Here is a 17760-nt window from a genome sequence, read left to right as displayed (position 1 = left end):
CATAACCGTAGGAGCCGGCTAGCCGGCTCCTACGGGTTGTTTCAGGTGATGACGAACGCCTCTGCCGACAGGCTGCCAAGCCCGACCCCCACCAACGTCACCGAGTTATCGCCAAACGTCAGCAACGTATCACTGCCCACCGCCTTGGCATGGTCGAGGTAGTTGTACTGCCCGTCCACCCCCGCCACGCCCATGAACACCAACTTGTCTGTCGACTGGTAGCCCAGGATCCGGTCCTGGCCAAAGTCGCCGTCGAATAGGAAGGTATTACGCCCGCCGCCCGCCTCCAGCAGGTCATTGCCAGCCCCGCCGACCAGCACATCGTTGCCTTTGCCGCCGATCAGATGGTCATTGCCGTCCAGGCCAAACAACCACTGCCCGCCATCGCCGGCCTTGAGCACATTGGCACCGGCATCGCCCTTGAGCGACGCCGCGTAGGCCGTCAGGTCGCGGCCCGCCAGCAGGCCGTTGTCGGTCACGCTGTGGGTCACCTCCTTGCTGAACAGCAACAGATAGCTTTCCTTGCTCACTATCGCGCCCATGTCGCGGGTCATGCTGATGCCGCCTTGGCCGTCGCGGACATACAGGGTGCCTGCACCGTCGTTGGCCACCTCGACGTTTTTCAGTGACTGCTGCAGGTCCAGGGTGTTGAACCCCTTGCCGCCCAACATGATGTTGTAGCCACCGCCATCACGGAAAGTATCGTTGCCTTCGCGGCCTTCCAGGTAGTCGTTGCCCCGGCCGCCCTGGATCAGGTCATTGCCGTCGCTGCCGATGATGAACGTGCTGCCCTTGTGCGCTTCGGCATTGCGGTTGAGGTCTTGCACCCAGGTAGTGGCGCGCGCCGGGTCCGACAGGTTGGCGACGATGATTGTCGAATCACGGCTGGTCAGGTCATAGAACTTGGATTCAAGGATGCGGCTCATGCCATCGCCATAACCGGTGGGTAAATGGGAGATCCATGTCGGCAGGTTGAGGATGGAAAACGGCAGGATGTTCCACAGCGTCGAGGCGTAGTGGTCGTTGAAGCTGACGATGTTATCGGCGCTGGATTCGTGGGGTTTATCGTGGGCCCAAAGCGAGGACCCCGTGAACGAGGAGCCGTCGAGGGCGCGATAGACCGGGTCGTTTTCGTAGCCGATGTTCAGCACCTTGTCGCCGCTGCTCTGGGTCGGCGAGGCATAGGCCACGTAGTTGGCGTCCTGGTAGAACCCTGCCCAGTTGTCGTTGCTCAAGTCCGCCATGCTGTTGACTGCCAGGCCACCGAGGCTATGGCCGCTGACCACCACATCCTGGCCGCTGAGCCCCTGTGCACTGGCATACGCGGCGACTTTGCCGAGCAAGGTGCCAAACGCTTGGCCCGCATAGTTTTTCGCATAGTCCGCAGGGCCGAACGCTGCCAGCAAGTCACTGATCACATCGCCGATGGAATCAAGGATCAGGTTTTCCCTGGGGCCCGAAGTCCCACGGAAGCCGATGCCGATTTCCAGCAGTTTGCCGGCGTCATCGTACTTGCCCAGGACTTCGACCTGGGCGCTGGTATAACCGGCTTTTTCGCCAAAGAACGTGCCCCGGGCGTCGACCTTGCCGCCATACTCAAGGGTGCTGGCGCTGATGGGCGTCCAGCCGGCCTTTTGCACGGCGTCGAGGGCGGCCTTTTCCGAGTCGGGGTTCCACGGGATCCCGGGAATCACGCCTTGGGAATGGGTGCTGCCAATCAAGGCCTGCACCAGGGTGGCCGGCAAACCCAGGCCCAGGCCGTGTTGCTGGTACCCCACGGCAAAGCCGTTATCCAGGTTGTGGTAGGAATACAAGGTGATCGCCATGGCATCGGCGAACAGTGCTTTGGAGTCCTCGGTAGTAAGGTTTTTGTAGTCATAGACACCCATGGTATTGCCTCTCTTTTGTTGGAATTGTCGAGAAAGCCAAAACAGTTGGAATGCTGTAACGGTGGGAGCAAACCTGCTCCCACCGTTTGGAGCTGCGGTGTTTAGAAGGCCCAGTCGAGGCTCAAGCCCACGCCGTGGATTTTCTCCTTGCTGGCCAGCAGGCCGTTGTAGTCGAAGTTCACCCGCGCATCCTTGGTCAGCGCCAGGCTGGCGCGCGCGCCGACCAAGGCCGCGTCGCGCACCATCGGCGAGCTTTCCACGGCAAACGCGGTACTGCCTGAAGCAAACGCCAGGTGGCGCTCGGAATCGGTGGTGCTGAGGTTGTGCTGCCAGCCCAGGGTGCCGGAAACGTCCAACGCCTGATGGTCGCTGAGGTTGAAGGTCTTCAACGCCCGCACGCCGAGGGTGCTGAGCACCAGGTCGCGGGTGTCATCGCCGCCCTTGAGCGCTGCTGCATCGCCTTTCTCGCTGAAGCCGTCGCTGTCCAGATGCACATAGGCCAGGTTGGCGAACGGCTCCAGCGCCAGCGGTTGCAGGTTCAGGCGATAAGCCGCTTCGGTGAAGAGCTGGGTGCTACGGGCATCGACCTTGGCTTTCTGCTTGCCGGCGACTTCGCCGTATTGCAGCTCACGTTTCACATCAGCGCGGTGCCAGCTGTAGGTCGCCCCGCCGCTCAGGCGCCAGGCGCCGATGTCGTGACCGGCATAGGCGCCAAAGTGGTAGCTGTCCACCGATGCCCGCGAATGGGTGCCATCGCCCATGTTCAGCGAGGTATCGCTGTAACCGGCGACCAGGCCCAGGCGTGTGTCTTCGTCCAGCGCACCGTCCACACCCGCCAGCAGGCCGCCGATGGAGGTGGTGTAGCCCGCCGTATCGCTGGCGCTGTCGGTTTTACCCCAGGCGCCAAGGGCCTTGACCCAGACGTTGCCGCGCGTGTCGATGGTTTGTGGCGAGGAGCCCATTTCACCCTGTTGCAGGCGCTCGCCCACCGCTTCACGCAGGTAGCGGTTGTCATTGACAAGCGCGGTTTCCAGGGCTGGGTAGATTTCCCCCGACAACTGTTGGAACGCCCCTTGCGCCGAGGCCGCACTCGGTGCCAGCAGCAGGCTTTCATACACCCCGTTACCCGCGCCCAGTTGCTCGGCCGCCACCGCCACCGCGCGTTGGTTATCGGTCGCCGCAACGCTGGCGAAGCTGTTGGCCGTGCGCGCAACATCCAACTGCACGCCGTTGGCGCCGTAGTTCAGGTTGCCGCCGACAAACAGGTAGTTGGGCAGTACCGAGGCAAAGCTGCCGGTAATTCCCCCGGCCGCCTGCAGGATGTTGTACTGGCGACCGATCAGGCTTTGCGCCTCGGGCTGGCTGAGCAAGGTCGGGCTGTTTTCCAGGGCCAGGGTCACGGTGCCGCCGTTGAGGGTGGCCTTGCCACCGGCGACGATGCGGTCGCTGCTGGTAGTGGACAGTTCCACCGCATAGGTAGAACCCGCGTCGAAGTTGACATCCCCAGCCACGTTCAAGGTGCCGATGGAGTTACCTGGCGCGACCGTACCGCCGCTTTTCGCGTGCAGCGCGCCGATGCTGCCGGAGCCGCCCAACACCCCGCTGTTACTCACCGTGACTTGCGATGCCAGCGAGCCATTGACCGCCAACAGGCCTTGATTGACCAGGGTTGGCCCGCTGTAGGTGTTGTTGCCGGTCAGCACCAGCGTCCCAATGCCCTGCTTGGTCAAGCCGCCGTGACCGGCAATGTCATTGCTCCACACATCCCGCCCGCAGTGCACATCGTCACACACGCGCTGGGTGGGCTTGCCGGCGTCAACCACCGCCCCAACCCCCGGCAAGTCCGCAACAAACTGCCCGCTGCCATAGCCACCGTCGATACGGAACTCGGCCGGGATATCCTCTGCGGTGATAAACATTCCCGGTCCGCTGACCGCCTTGCCCAGGTTGATCATGCCCCAGCCGTACAGTGCGTCGATGCCCGGTGCGCCAAGGTCGGTGGCGGTGGTCTTGAGCAACGTGGAAATCTGCTCGCCGCTCATGTACGGGAAACGCTCCATCAACACGGCGGCGGCGCCTGCCACATGGGGCGCAGCCATGGAGGTGCCGTTTTTGTTGTTCCAGCCCAGGGTCATGTTATCGACCGTGGTGCCCACCATCACCGAGCTGTAGATCGCCGTGCCCGGCGCCGACACGCAGAAGCTGGCGGCATAGCCACAGCGCGACGAGAAGGTGCTGATCACATAAGGGTTGGGGCTGTTGGCATCCGGGTTGCGTTGCAATGCGGCCACCGACAGCCAATTGGGTGCGATCTCGGGCACAAAATACGCCAGGCCGGAGATCGCATCGGGGTTGTTCAGGTTGTAGTCGTTGCCGGCTGCGAAGATCGTCAGCACCCCGCTGCGCGCCGCGTTGATCGCACCGGTATAAGCCCCGCCTGGTGCGGTGCCCAACAGCGGCTTGATCTGGTCGAACTGCGCCTGCGCATCGCTGAGAGCAAAATGGGGGAACGCCGGGTCCTTGCCGCCCTTGGCAAACTGATCGCCAATGCCGATGCCCCAGCTGTTATTGATGATGCGTGCGCCGTTGGCCACCAGGCTGTCCCAACCGGCCTGGTACACCGCACCGTCGTTACCCAGGATGATCCCGTCTTCGGGGCCGGGGTCGCCGTTCTCGGCGCTGAGGATCTGTGCGTTGTAGGCCACGCCGTGCATCGGCCCGCCGTTACGGTCGCCGGCGGCAATGCCCCCGACATGGGTGCCGTGGTCGCCCAGCTTGCCGTTGGAACCCAGGGACGGTGTGCCGTCGTAGCGGAACGGGTCACCGGCCTTCACCGGGATATACGGGTCGGTGTACTGGCGGATCCCTTCAGTGACCAGGGTCTGTACCTTGCCCGGGCTGGAAAACTCAGGATGCAGGGCGTATACCGGCTGGTCGAAAATTCCCAGCTTCACGCCCTTGCCGCTGTAACCGGCGGCATATGCCACATCGGCATTGACTGCGCCCAGGCCCCAATCGGCCTTGAACTCATTGCTGCGCCAACTGGCGACATCCCCCAGCTTGCCGGTTTCGACGTAGGGTGCGGCCTGGGCGGTACCCAGGCTGGCCAGGCAACACAGCAACGCGCCGTATGGCACGCGACTCAAGGCCTTGAGCGGGTAGCCCGGGCCTGTTGGGATGGCGGAGTGAAACCCTCGTTGTTTTGCGTTCACGGTGACCTTCCTTAGTTTCATTGCGTTTGTTGTTCTTTTTGTTGGCGCGCTTCAGAACTGCCAGTCGAGGCTCAGGCCCACGCCCTGGTTGCTCTCCTTCGCACCCAATTGGCCGCTGTAGTCGAGGTTGACCCGTGTGGTGTCGTTCAGTGCCAGGCTGGCCTTCAAGCCCACCAGCGCGGCATCGCGCTGAAGCGGTGTGCTGCGCACGGCAAACGAGGGGCCGCCTGCGACGAACGCCAGGTGTTCCTCGGATTCAACCGGCGTGAGGCTGTGCTGCCAGCCGAGCGAGCCGGAGAGTTCCAACTGCTGGCGGTCATTCAGAGGCAGGGTCTTGAGAGCGCGCAGGCCCAGGGTGCCGAGGGTCGCGTCGCGGCGATCACTGCCCCGTTGCAGGGCGGCGCCATCGCCTTTCTCATGGAAACTTTCGCTGTCCAGGTGCACATAGGCCAGGTTGGCAAACGGTTCCAGGGCCAGCGCTTGCAGGTCCAAGCGGTAGGCCGCCTCGGTGAACACCTGCAGGCTGCGCGCATCCAGCTTGGCTTTTTGCTTGGCGCTGACGTCAGCGTATTGCAGGTCGCGCTGCACATCGCCGCGATGCCAGCTGTAGGCGCCGCCCACACTCACACGCCAGTTGCCCAGCTCACGCCCGGCATAGGTGCCCAGGTGATAGCTGTCGACATCGGCCGACGCATGGGTGCCATCACCCATGTTCAGCGAACTGTCGCTGTAGCCCGCCATCACACCGACGCGGGTCTGTTCGTCCCATTGGCCATCGACCCCCAGCAGCATTCCACCGATAGAGCGGGTGTAACCAGCATATTCACTGCTGCTGTCGGCCTTGCCCCAGGCGCCGAGGGCCTTGATCCACAGGTTGCTTTCGCCGGTGGCAGGCACATGGCGCAGGCGCTCACCGACGGCATCGCGCACCTGGCGGCTGTCATTGATCAACATCGCGCCGACTGCCGGGTAGATCTCGCCGGACAACTGCTGGAAGGCCTGGCGGGCCACCACACTGGAGTCGGCACTCAGCACGCTTTCATACACCGGGTTGCCGGCCCCCAACTGCTCGGCCGCAGCGGCCACGGCGCGCTGGTTGCGGGTCGCCGCGACGCTGGCAAAGCTTGCGTCATTGCGCGCGATAGCCAGTTGCACGCCATTGGCGCTGTAGTCGAGGTTGCCACCGAGGAACAGGTAGTTGGGCAATACCGCACCGAAACTGCCGGTGACCCCACCCGCCGCCTGCAAGATGTTGTACTGGCGACCGACCAGGCTTTGTGCCTGGGGCTGGCTGAGCAAGGTCGGGCTGTTTTCCAGGGCCAGGGTCACGGTGCCGCCGTTGAGGGTGGCCTTGCCGCCCGCAACAATGCGATCACTGCTGGCATTCGACAGCTCCACCGCATAGGTGGACCCGGCGTCGAAGCGCACATCCCCAGTCACATTCAAGGTGCCGATGGAATTGCCCGGCGCAATCACGCTGCCGCTATTGGCCTGCAACGCGCCGATACGTCCGGAGCCGCCCAAGGTCCCGCCATGGTTGACCGTGACCGCCGAGGTCAGCGCACCCTCGACCTTCAACACACCGCCATTGACCGTGGTCGGGCCGCGATAGGTGCTGTCGCCGCTGAGCACCAGGCTACCGGCGCCGGACTTGATCAAACTGCCTTGGTAAATGCGCTGGGCCGCCGCCGCATCCCGGGCCATGCCCACTGCGTAGTCGGTCTGTTCCTGCTGGCTGGCGCCGACCCCCGGACCATTTCCCCAGCCCTTGTCCTGCACGGTCTGTTGCCATGCCAGGCGCTCGGCACTGTCTTCGGCCTGGCGTTGCAGCAGCGCCTTGTCGGAGATGCCATTGCTCCACACATCGCCCTGCCCGGCCGCCAGATTGACGTCCATGGCACCCAGCAACTGCCCCGGCCCATGCATCGCCCGGCCAAGGTCCGGCACGCCCCAGCCGACCCTGGCGGTCGGCGCGTCGGTCATTGAACCATCCAGTTGCGTGGCCGTCGTCAGCAACACCTGCAAGGCCTGCTCGTTGTTCAGGTACGGGTAGCGTTCCATCACCAGCGCCAACGCACCAGTGGCGTGGGGTGCCGACATCGAGGTGCCGGACTTGATCCCATAGCCGCCGCCAGGAACGGTGCTGTCGATCAGCGCCCCCGGGGTGGCAATACACCAGTACTTGGCGATGCCGCACTGGTTGTATTTCTGGTTATTGGCCTTGTCCAGGCCGGACACCGCCAGCCAGTGGCCTTCCAGCGCCGGTTCAAAGTAAGGCAAGGCCGAGCGCACGCTGGCGTTGGCATAGCCGCTGTTGCCGGCGCTGAACACATTGATCACCCCGGCGCGGGCCACATCGGCGGCGGCGTCCAGCCAGGTGCCCTGGTTGAAGTGCTGGGCGTAGGCCGCGTGCAGGTCGCCCAGGGTCTGGTAGCTGACATCCTTGGGCTGGCTGCCCCAGCTGTTGTTGATCGCGCGCACCCCGGAATCGACCATGGCGCTGTACACCGCCTTGAAGTACTGGGGGTCGGGCGTCGGGCCAAACAGGAAGCTGTCGTTGGCGTTGGTGTTGCCCACATAGATCTGCGCGTTGTAGGCCACGCCATGCATGCCGCTGCCGTCCCGCGCCGCCCCCATGGTGCCGGTGACGTGGGTGCCGTGGGAGTCGTTGTTGGGGTTCAGGGCGCCGGTGGTGGAAAACGGGCTGCCATCCACATAAGTGCCGCTGGCGGTCACCGGGTGGAAGCGCTCCGGGGAGGCTTGCGGGTGGCTGGCATCAAAACCCGAGTCCAGCGCACCGATCTTCACCCCGGCACCGCTGATCCCCGCGGCGTAAGCCTGATCGGCCTGCATGCGCCCCACGCCCCAGTCCCGCTGGTATTCCGTCGAGCGCCAACTGGCGGGGTCGCCCAGCTTGCCGGTCTCCACATAGGGCGCGGCCTGGGAGGTACCCAGGCTGGCCAGGCCACACAGCATGACGCAGTGATAGCTTCGTTGTTTTGCGTTCACCCAGACTTCCTCTTTTTATTGTGTTTATCAGCCTGTAGGAGCGGGCGTGCCGGCGATGGCGGGCTCAACGGCCTCATCGCCGGCACGCCGGCTCCTACAGGGTCAGCGTTGGGCCGGGCCGAAGGCTTCGTCGACCTTGGCCAGGTCGGTGTCGCGCAGGTTGCCCGCGTAGTAGTGCAATTTGGTCCAGGCCATCAAATAGTCGTAACGGGCCTGGGCCAGGTCGCGACGGGTGCTGTACAGCTGCTGTTCGGCGTTGAGGGCATCGAGGTTGACCCGCTCGCCACCCAGGATGCTTTGCTTGGTCGACACCACCAGCGCTTCGGCAGAGGCCAGGGCCTTTTGATAGGCGCGCAGCTTGCTCACCCCCGACAGGCAGGCGCTGAACTGGCGCCGTAGCTCGATCAGGGTCTCGCGGGTCTTGCCCTCCAGCTCATATTCGGCCTGCTCCATGGAGCGGCTGGCCTGGCGGGTGGACGCCGCGACGCCGCCACCGGCATACAACGGCACGCTGACTTCAATGCCGATGGTGTTGGTGTCGTAGCGCTGGTTGTAGGTGTTGCCGCTGTCGGACTCCTGCTGGCGCGAACTGGCGTACGCGGTGATGCGCGGCAAGTGCCCGGCGCGGTTGCGTTCCACCTCATAGCGCGCCACCTCCACGGCCTGGCGCTGGGAGGCCAGGGTCGGGTTGTTGGTCAGCGCCAGTTCGTGCCAGCTGTCGTAGTTGGCCGGGGCCAGGGTGAAGGCAGCAAAGTCGTGGTTCAGAGGCGCCAGGTCGGCAATATCGACGCTCTGTACGCCGAGCAGCGCCCCCAGTTCGCGCAGTGACGCATCCTGCTCGTCGAGCGCCTGGATTTCTTCGGCGGTGGCCAGTTCGTAACGGGACTCGGCCTCCAGAATATCGGTACGCGTGCCCTCGCCTTGCTGGAACAGGTGCTGGTTCTGCTGGAACTGTTGCTCGTAGGCCTTCTTTTTGGCCCGGGCGATGTCGATCTGGTCCTGGGCGAACAGTGCCTGGGTGTAATAGGTCAGCACCCGCACCAACAGCGCCTGGCTCTTGTCGCGAAAACTCTCGTCGGCAAACAGCGCCTGGGCCACGCCCTTGCGGTAGTTGGCATAGGCTTCGTAGTCGAACAGCGGCTGTTGCAGGGTGAAGGTCGAGCCGAAACTGTTGTAGTTACGGTCGTCGTGATAGTGGCCACCACGGCCATCAGGCAGGTTGGCCTGGGAGTTGTTGCGGCCCTTGTTGTAGTTGTACGACAGCCTTGGCAACAGGCCAGCGCGGCCGATGGTGCGGTTTTCCAGGCCGGCGTCACGCTCCTTGATTGCACCGAGGAACACCGGATCATTGCGCAGCGCCTGTTCATACACATCGAACGGGCCCATGGCGGCCTGGGCGCTACTGCACGCCATTAGCAAGGCGATGAACACTGGTTTCATGCTCATTCCTCGGTCAACGCCGAGCCGGCACGGTCGAGCAGCGGCTTGAACAGGTAGTTGAGCAGCGAGCGCTCGCCGGTGCGCACAAACATCTCGGCGGGCATGCCGGGCTTGATCACCAGGCCCTGGAGTTTTTCCAGGGCGACATCGCTGACCGTGGTGCGCAGCACGTAATACGGCGCACCGGTTTTTTCGTCGAGCAACTGGTCGGCGGAGATCAGGCTCACCTCCCCTGGCACCCGGGGTGTACGGCTCTGGTTGAAGGCGGTGAACAGGATATCGACCGGCAGATGGCTGCCGACCTTGTCCACCAGGTTCACCGGCAGGCGCCCTTCCACTTCCAGGCGCGTGTCCTGGGGCACGATTTCCAGCAGGGTCTCCCCGGCCCGCACCACCGCACCGATGGTATGCACGCCGAGGTTGACCGCAATGCCATCGGCCGGCGCGTTGATTTCACTGTGTTGCAGGTCAAAGCCAGCAGAGGTCAGTTGCTGCTCCAGGGTCAGGCTGCGCAGTTGCGCGTCGGCCAACTGGCTGCGGACCTCCTTCTGGTACTCCTCGCTGTGCTGTTGCAACTTGAGGCGCGATTCGAGGATGCCCTGCTCCAGGCGCCCGCTTTCGCCGCTGTTCTGCGACAGGTCCTGCTGCACCTGGGACAGTTGGCGCTGGTACTCCAGCAGGCGGTTGCGCGGGATATAGCCGTTGTCGGCCAGGGGTTGCAGGTTGGCCAGTTGATCACGCAGAGATTGCGCCTGGGCGCTGAGGTCGGTGCGGGCGCGGCGCATGCCGTTGAGCTGGGCGCTGGCGCCTTCGATACTGGCGCGGATCCCGGATTGCTCGCGGGCAAAGGCGTCGCGCCGGCTGCTGAACAGCTGGCGCTGGCCTTCGAGCACCAACGCCAGCGCAGGATCGGGGGCGCTACTCAGTTCAGCCGGAAAGGCCACCGCCGGCAAGCTGTCGCGCTCGCTCTGCCAACGGGCGACGCTGGCCCAGGCCATGCGGTATTGGGCTTGCAGGGAATGTACGTCGGCCTGGCTTTGGGTCGGGTCGAGGCGAAACAACGGCTGGCCCTGTTTGACCACCTCGCCTTCGCGCACCAGGATCCGGCTGACGACGCCGGGGCTCAGGGTTTGCACGGCCTTGCGCTTGCCGGACACCACCACCGTGCCCTGCACCGGGATCCCCTGGTCCAGCGGCGCGAGGCTGGCCCAGAGGAAGAATCCGCCGGCGCCAACCACCGTCATCACCCAGCCCAGGCGGGAGAAAAAGCGCGCATCGCGCTCGGGAAAGGTCTGCTCGAGTGGCAGGCTGTTATCGGTATTCATTGGCCTGGATTCCTTGCCGCAGGATATTGACGGTTCAAGCTGACGCCGGCCTTTTCACGGGGTGGCTCCGCTTGCCCGGACAGCGCCCGCAGCACCTCCTGGCTGGGGCCAAACGCTTGCAGGCGGCCTTCGTTGAGTACCAACAGCTTGTCGGCCTGGGCCAGGGCCGAGGAGCGGTGGGTCACCAGGATCACGCTGCTGCCCTGGGCTTTCATCTGCATGATGGCGCTGGCCAGGGCGGCCTCGCCCACGGTGTCGAGGTTGGAGTTGGGTTCGTCGAGCACGATCAGGCGCGGCCCGCCATACAGTGCGCGGGCCAGGGCCACCCGTTGTTTCTGCCCACCGGACAGGCCGCTGCCGTCGTCGCCCAACACCGTGTCGTAGCCCTGGGGCAAACGCAGGATCAGGTCATGCACCCCGGCTTGCTGCGCGGCCTGCACCACCCACTCGGGGTCAGCCTGGCGAAAGCGCGCGATGTTGTCGGCGATGCTGCCGCTGAACAGCTCGATGTCCTGGGGCAGGTAGCCGACATGGGGCCCGAGGTCGTCGCGGTCCCAGCGATGGATATCGGCGCCGTCCAGGCGCACCGTGCCCGCCAGGGTCGGCCACACGCCCACCAGCACTCGCGCCAACGTCGACTTGCCGGACCCGGAGGCCCCCAACACCCCCAGTACTTCACCGGCCGCAAGGTTGAAGCTGACCTGATGCAAAGTCGCCACCCGCCGCCCCGGCGGCCCGGCACTGACCTGTTCGAAACTCACCTGGCCCTTGGGCGCCGGCAACGCCATGGCCTGCGCCCCGGGCGGGAACTCCTGCAACAGCTCATCGAGGCGTTGATAGGCCAGCTTGGCCGAACTCCATTGCTTCCACACCGCAATCAACTGGTCGATCGGGCTCAACACCCGGCCCATCAGGATAGTGCCGGCAATCATCATCCCGGCGGTCATCTGGCCCTTGATCACCAGCAACGCACCCAGCCCCAACACCAACGACTGCAGGAGCAGGCGCAGGGATTTGCTCAGGGAGCTGATCACCGAGCCGGTGTCGCTGGCCTGGTTCTGCAAGCCGAGAAACCGCGAATGCACCTGGAACCAGCGACTGCGCAGCGCCCCCAGCATGCCCATGGCCTGGATGGTCTCGGCGTTGTGCAAGTGGCTGGTGGCCAATTGGGTGGACTGCTGCGAGTAGCCGCTGGCTTCGCGCAAGGGTTTTTTGGTCAGGTATTCGTTCAGGCATGCCAGGGCGATCAACAGCACGGCGCCGGCCGTGGCCAACACCCCCAGCCACACGTTGAACAAAAAGATCACCAGCAAATAGATCGGGAACCACGGCGCATCGAAGAACGCAAACAACGCCGGCCCGGTGAGGAACTGGCGGATATGGGTCAAATCCCCGAGCGATTGCCCAGCATGGCCTTCGCCCCGTTGCAGGTTGCGCTCGAAGGCGGCCTTGTATACCTGCAAGTTGAAGCGGCGCTCCAATTGGCTGCCGATGCGGATCACGATAAAGCTGCGCACCACTTCCAGGGTGCCGATAAAAGCAAAGAAACCTACGACCATCAGGGTCAACATCACCAAGGTGGTTTCGTTCTGCGATGACAGGACCCGGTCATACACTTGCAGCATGTAAATGGACGGCACCAGCATCAACAGATTGATCAGCGCGGTGAAGCAACCGACGCTGATCAGGATACTTTTATAATCGCCGAGGGCTTTAAACAGTGGTGCAGTGGGAGTGGTCTTCGCCATGTTGCCTGATCTTCCCTGGGCTGGAATACGCGCGATAGTCTGCCGGGCGCCCCAATGGATGGGGCGGGCAACTATTTCAATAGTGTTTAATGCGCTGGAAGTGACAGGTGGATATAGGTCACGACCAACAAACAGCTCTATACCTGGTAGTTATAAGCATATAACCGTAATAGTTAATTATTGTGTGCGTTGCAGTAACAGCTCTAATCCAGAAGCAGAACGCGCGGTATATTCGCCTTCTTTCTGCCGATTCAAATGAGTAATACCGGTGCCCTCGGCATTCATTAGCCAGATGCCATCCGGGGTGGGCAGCCACGTCAGGGGTTTTTGCCCCAGCCACTGTTGCGCGCACTCAATATCACCCGCCAGGCTATTGGGCTGGGCGATCAGATCCAGCTCGCACACCTGCTCCTGCTGGTGTAGTTGCCAGTGCCCAGCCAGTTGCGCGGTGCTGGGTAAAACAAGACTGCTTGCCATTGCGTTGGCTCCTGCCGACACGAGCAATGCCGGGATCACCCAGGCGATTGCATTGCGAAAAATAGTCATCACCATTACCCGTTTACGGGGCTGTTGCAAGGAAAGAGCGGCGCCGGGGCGCCGCCCTTCGTTACGCCTTGATCAAGCCACGATGTCGCTATAGGCCGCCTGGCCCACGGTGGTGACGAGGAAATCCGCCACCCCGTGCCCAGAGAAGTCCACCGCCAACGTGCCCAGGTTGGTACCCGAGGCGTAGGTCAGCACGGCATCGCCGGCAGCGCCGGTAAAGGCGTTGACGAAATGCAGGCCGCTGCCCTTGGTGATGCCGGTCAGGTCGATCTTGTCCGAACCTGAGGTGAAGTCGAGGATCTGGTCCGCCGCACCTGGCCGGGAGTCAGAGCTGGCACCGAACACAAAGGTGTCCGAACCCGCACCGCCCCACAGTTTGTCGGCACCGCCACCGCCGTAGATCAGGTCATTGCCGGCACCACCCTTGAGGGTGTTGGCCACTGCGTTGCCGATCAGCAGGTCGTTGCCCGAGCCACCGAAGGCGTTTTCCACGGTCACGCCCTGGGCGATCGACACGTTACCCACCAGGCCGCCCACGTCGGAGAACGAAGTCTCGTTGAGGTTGATTTTCTGGTTCTGGGTAAAGCCGGAGAAGTCCAGGGTGTCGTTGCCACCGCCGTCCCACACCGAGAACACCAGCTTGTCGGCATTGGACGTGGCGCTGAGGTGATCACGCCCGGTGTTGGAGTTGAAACCGTAGGTGGTGTCACCGGCACGGGTGTTGAAGTTGGCGCCGTAGAGCTTCTGGATCGCCGCGATATCGTCGATCAGCGGGCCGGACGCATAAGCCTCGACCCCGCCTTTGGTGAAGTTCTGGTTGGTGTTGTTTTCACCCCAGTAGCTCATGACGCTGTAGCCACGGGTGTCCTGGCCGTAGTCCGCGTCCTTGTAGGACGGGTTGCCGGTCCCGGCGTTGTAGTCGCCAGGGTGATCCAGGCCCAGGGTATGGCCGATCTCGTGGGTCAGGGTCTGGCGCCCGTAGTTGTTCAGGCCAGGGTTGATGTTGGCGGTGTAGCTGTTGTTGATCAGGTACCACGAGGTGCCATCCGTGCCGCTCGTGTGGTACTTCTCATTGGTGCCGGGCAGGTAGGCAAAGGCCGCTGCGCCGTCCTGGCCTGCGCTGTAGTTGCCGAAGGTCATGTGGAAGTCGCCGCCCGAGGCTTTCTCGGTGAAGGTGACATTGGCCACATCGGCCCAGGATTGCATGGCCAGTACGGCCTGGCCTTTTTGCAGGTTGCTGAACTGGCTGAACCCGGAGATACCATGCTTGTTCATGGTCGCCGAGGAAGCCTGGGTCAGGAAGGTGTAGGTCAGATCGATCCTGCCGTTGCCGTCAACGTCCCGGTATGCCGCGTTTTCGCGCAGCAAATGGTCGGCTGCCTGGTCGACAGAGAACGAAGGTTTGCCATTGACCGTGAGGTTGCCGCCACGGTCATACAAATGGCTAAAGCTATCGATTTGTGAATAGGCACTACTTGCTTGAGCTGCCGAGACAATAGCTTTGTCTTTTACTTTCGACATAAACGTACTTCCTTGTTTGCAAGTGGAACAGTTTTTGTCCGATATGACGCTCTCGGGCGAGATCGTCCTATCACTCGCCTCTTATGAAGGCGAAAGAAAACTGACACAATTCGAAATCACACGTCCAGTGATTTTTTTGTTGGAAAAGTTCATGGACGGAATAACGGCTGCAAACATTGGGAATTAAGTGTTTATATTCTTTGTTTTGGGGCGAGTGACAGAGAATCGGCTATTTAAATATTAAATAGTGCTAAATAATTAAATGCCAGACGGGTCACACTTATTGCGTAATGGATCCAATATATTGATTGGGCGGCACTTTAAAAGTGCCACCGTGTCATTCGCAAATATTAAATAGCCACTGTTTTATTATTGACAGCCAGCGCCGGCAAGCCGGCACCTACAAGGTGATAGCGGCCTCAGGCTTACCCATGCCAGCCCGTCTGGCGCAGCGCCTCCAGCAGCGTCTGCCCATCCAGCCCCGGCACCAGCACGCCATCGGCGGTGGTCATGTCTTCCCCGGCGAGGATCGCGTTGATGATCGCCTCTTCCACCGCCTCGGCCGCGGCGCTGAACAAGGGCGAAATATGATCGTTATTGACCATGCTCAAGGTTGTGCTCAGGGGCAAGTCCTTGCGCCCGTAATCTGCCGGCGGCAGGTGGTGATTGCCGGTGGCGAAGGCCAGGAACAGATCGCCACTGGAGTCCTCGGTGCCGCCGCCGGTGCGGGCAATGCCGATGGATGCGCGTTGCGCCAGGCGCTGGCACTGGTGCGGCAGCAACGGTGCATCGGTGGCGATAATCACCACGATCGAGCCCATGCCCGGGGTGCCCCGGTCGGCAAACGGCGAGGCAATGTCCATCAGGTGGCGCCCCACCGGATAGCCATCCACCCGCAGCTCCTGGCGCTTGCCGTGGTTGGCCTGCACCAGCACGCCAACGGTCCAGCCGCCCTGCTCCACCGCCAGCTTGCGCGAGGCGCTGCCGATGCCGCCCTTGAACTCATGGCAGATCATCCCGGTGCCGCCGCCCACGGCGCCCTCTTGCACCGGGCCGGACTCCGCGCTCGCCATGGCTTGCAGCACATGTTCGGGGCCGATGTGCTGGCCCCAGATATCGTTGAGCAGGCCGTCGTAGGTTTCCATCACCACTGGCATGCACCAGTACACCGCCGGGTCCGCCAGGCTGTCGCGCTCCAGGGCAATCAGGGTGTCGCGCACAATGCCGATACTGTGGGTGTTGGTGATCGCCAGGGGCGTCGTCAGCAGCCCGGCTTCGCCGATCCACTCAAGGCCCGTGGCGTCGCCGTTGCCATTGAGCACGTGGTACCCGGCAAAACACGGTTGTAGCCGCGCCGCACCGGCCCGCGGCTGGATCAATGTGACCCCGGTGCGCACCTGCTTGCCGTCGATCTGCTCCTTGAGCGTGCTGTGGCCGACCCGAACCCCGGGGACGTCGGTAATCGCATTCAATTCGCCGGGCGTGCCCAACCCCAACGTAATGCCCAATTGACGTGCGCGCATAACCACTCCTTACAGTTTCTGAAACGCCGGACTCGACCGGCCGCTGATGCAATAGAGGATCACCGACATTGCCAACAGGCCGATGATAATCATGATGTCGCGCATGGAGGCCGCGATAAACAAGGTAAACAACAGATAACCCGCGCCCGCCACGGCCAGCAACGCCGGCACCGGCCACAGGGGCATGCGGTACGGGTGCTCGCGGTCGCGCAACAGCACCCGGCTCATCAGCGCGCTCAGGGCCACGATCAGGTAAACCAGCATGATCAACAACACACTGAAGGACGTCAGGTCTGCCAGGTTGGAGCTGAAGCTGAGCAGTGCCGAAGGTATCGCCAGGAACAGCGTGGCCAGCCATGGCGAATCCCAACGCGGGTGGATGCGGGTGAACAATTTGTTGATGGTCGGCGTCCACAGCGCATCGCGGCCACTGCTGAACACCACCCGGCCGATCTGGATCACGATGGCGACGATGGCGTTGAACACCGAGAGGAAGATCCCGGCGCTGACCAGGCGTGACAGGGTTTCATTGCCATGACTGGTCAGCAGGTAGCCGATCGGGTCCGGGCTGCTGATCATCTCACTCAGGGAGGGCGCGCCGATCAACAGCGCGGTGATCGGCACCAACTCGATCACCACCACCAGGCCCAGGGACCACAGGACCGCCTTGTGCACGCCCTTGCCGCCGCATTTCATGTCTTCGGCCAGCAGCACCGCCGGGCCGTAGCCGTTGAACGAGAACAGGCCGATGCCCACCGCGCCGATCACCAGCGCCCAGGGCGCCAGGTGCAGCACGCCGTTTTCGACGATCTGCGGTTGGAACAGCACACTGGCCGGCTGCACCGGGTTGCCGAAGCCAATAAATACGATCACCAACAACGCCGCCACTTCCAGCAGCAGGCAGGTGCCGGTGATCCAGGCGTTGAGCTTGATATTGAGAATGCCCAGGGCGTAACTGCACACCACAATCACCAGGGCCACGGTTTGTGAATCGAATTTCGTGCCCAGAGCGTTGTTGAGGTAAGTCGCCGCGCCGGTGGCCAGCACCGGCGGGATAAACAACAGCATCACCAGCACTGTCAGGAAGGTCGCGTAGCCGGCCATGCCGCCGAACACGCGCTTGGCATACACATACTCGCCACCGGCACTGTTATGGGCGCGCCCAAGCTCCGCGTAGCAAAAGGCGAACATCAGCGCCAGCAGCCCAGCCATCACAAACGCCAGGAACACCCCGCTGCCGGCTTGCTGGATCGCAAACGGTGCAATCACAAATACGGAACTGGCCGGAGTTACCGCCGAAACGGTAATGGCCACCACATCGAACACACTCAAGGTAGGTTTCAGCACGCCATCGGGTGCGGGGGTTGCGCTCATGTCGTTATCCTCATGGTTATTCTTTTTATTGGAAAGCTGGTTGAGGCAGAAACGAAAAAGGGAAAGCGGGTGCGGGATATGTTTCCCGCTGAATGCCAGGGAATCTAGGCGCTGTGCCGGCGCCCGCCAATTCCCCTATTGGAGTACTCCCCTTGACGGGCTCGTGCAAAAGC

At 62.8% G+C, this 17760-nt stretch carries 10 protein-coding genes; all 10 read right to left on the bottom strand.

What is annotated here, in order from left to right; translation table 11 throughout:
• Window positions 1-41: 41 nt before the first annotated feature.
• The 10 genes from ACSSVH_RS12810 to ACSSVH_RS12765 all read right to left on the bottom strand — a co-directional run bounded on the left by ACSSVH_RS12810 (window position 42) and on the right by ACSSVH_RS12765 (window position 17587).
• Window positions 42-1889, bottom strand: a complete 1848-nt coding sequence (locus ACSSVH_RS12810) for a polyurethane esterase (protein ID WP_492634654.1) — start codon at window positions 1887-1889, stop codon at window positions 42-44.
• 101 nt (window positions 1890-1990) lie between these two features.
• Window positions 1991-5122, bottom strand: coding sequence for an autotransporter outer membrane beta-barrel domain-containing protein (locus ACSSVH_RS12805; RefSeq protein ID WP_492634653.1), 3132 nt, complete (start codon window positions 5120-5122; stop codon window positions 1991-1993).
• A 30-nt stretch (window positions 5123-5152) separates the two neighbouring features.
• Window positions 5153-8077 (bottom strand): autotransporter serine peptidase EprS, encoded by a 2925-nt coding sequence (gene eprS / locus ACSSVH_RS12800; RefSeq protein ID WP_492634711.1) that lies wholly within the window; start codon window positions 8075-8077, stop codon window positions 5153-5155.
• A 135-nt stretch (window positions 8078-8212) separates the two neighbouring features.
• On the bottom strand, window positions 8213-9550 hold the full coding sequence (locus ACSSVH_RS12795; RefSeq protein WP_169951577.1) for a TolC family outer membrane protein: 1338 nt from the start codon (window positions 9548-9550) through the stop codon (window positions 8213-8215).
• A gap of 2 nt (window positions 9551-9552) precedes the next feature.
• Window positions 9553-10875 (bottom strand): HlyD family type I secretion periplasmic adaptor subunit, encoded by a 1323-nt coding sequence (locus tag ACSSVH_RS12790; protein ID WP_492634652.1) that lies wholly within the window; start codon window positions 10873-10875, stop codon window positions 9553-9555.
• Window positions 10872-12623, bottom strand: a complete 1752-nt coding sequence (locus tag ACSSVH_RS12785; RefSeq protein WP_432754132.1) for a type I secretion system permease/ATPase — start codon at window positions 12621-12623, stop codon at window positions 10872-10874. The genes ACSSVH_RS12790 and ACSSVH_RS12785 overlap by 4 nt, the downstream gene beginning before the upstream one ends.
• Before the next feature lie 177 nt (window positions 12624-12800).
• Window positions 12801-13169: an AprI/Inh family metalloprotease inhibitor gene (locus tag ACSSVH_RS12780; protein WP_407073405.1), complete on the bottom strand. Its 369-nt coding sequence runs from the start codon at window positions 13167-13169 to the stop codon at window positions 12801-12803.
• Window positions 13170-13241: 72 nt separating this feature from the next.
• Complete coding sequence (locus ACSSVH_RS12775) at window positions 13242-14690, bottom strand: serralysin family metalloprotease (RefSeq protein ID WP_169951568.1); 1449 nt, start codon at window positions 14688-14690, stop codon at window positions 13242-13244.
• A gap of 425 nt (window positions 14691-15115) precedes the next feature.
• A complete protein-coding gene (locus ACSSVH_RS12770) occupies window positions 15116-16213 on the bottom strand; it encodes a DmpA family aminopeptidase (RefSeq protein WP_169951566.1) in 1098 nt (365 codons plus the stop codon).
• Window positions 16214-16222: 9 nt separating this feature from the next.
• On the bottom strand, window positions 16223-17587 hold the full coding sequence (locus ACSSVH_RS12765) for an APC family permease (RefSeq protein WP_492634651.1): 1365 nt from the start codon (window positions 17585-17587) through the stop codon (window positions 16223-16225).
• Window positions 17588-17760: the final 173 nt, after the last annotated feature.

This window comes from Pseudomonas sp. HC1(2025) (assembly GCF_058742075.1).
The sequence above is the reverse complement of the archived record's forward strand: the minus strand, read 5'-3'. Positions and strand labels throughout refer to the sequence as shown.

What these genes read in the sequence shown, in the direction of transcription:
- ACSSVH_RS12770 (WP_169951566.1), bottom strand. Translation starts at nt 16,213, where the DNA reads ATGCGCGCACGTCAATTGGGCATTACGTTGGGGTTGGGCACGCCCGGC.
- ACSSVH_RS12775 (WP_169951568.1), bottom strand. Translation starts at nt 14,690, where the DNA reads ATGTCGAAAGTAAAAGACAAAGCTATTGTCTCGGCAGCTCAAGCAAGT.
- ACSSVH_RS12785 (WP_432754132.1), bottom strand. Translation starts at nt 12,623, where the DNA reads ATGGCGAAGACCACTCCCACTGCACCACTGTTTAAAGCCCTCGGCGAT.
- ACSSVH_RS12810 (WP_492634654.1), bottom strand. Translation starts at nt 1,889, where the DNA reads ATGGGTGTCTATGACTACAAAAACCTTACTACCGAGGACTCCAAAGCA.
- eprS (WP_492634711.1), bottom strand. Translation starts at nt 8,077, where the DNA reads ATGCTGTGTGGCCTGGCCAGCCTGGGTACCTCCCAGGCCGCGCCCTAT.
- ACSSVH_RS12805 (WP_492634653.1), bottom strand. Translation starts at nt 5,122, where the DNA reads ATGAAACTAAGGAAGGTCACCGTGAACGCAAAACAACGAGGGTTTCAC.
- ACSSVH_RS12795 (WP_169951577.1), bottom strand. Translation starts at nt 9,550, where the DNA reads ATGAAACCAGTGTTCATCGCCTTGCTAATGGCGTGCAGTAGCGCCCAG.
- ACSSVH_RS12780 (WP_407073405.1), bottom strand. Translation starts at nt 13,169, where the DNA reads ATGACTATTTTTCGCAATGCAATCGCCTGGGTGATCCCGGCATTGCTC.
- ACSSVH_RS12765 (WP_492634651.1), bottom strand. Translation starts at nt 17,587, where the DNA reads ATGAGCGCAACCCCCGCACCCGATGGCGTGCTGAAACCTACCTTGAGT.
- ACSSVH_RS12790 (WP_492634652.1), bottom strand. Translation starts at nt 10,875, where the DNA reads ATGAATACCGATAACAGCCTGCCACTCGAGCAGACCTTTCCCGAGCGC.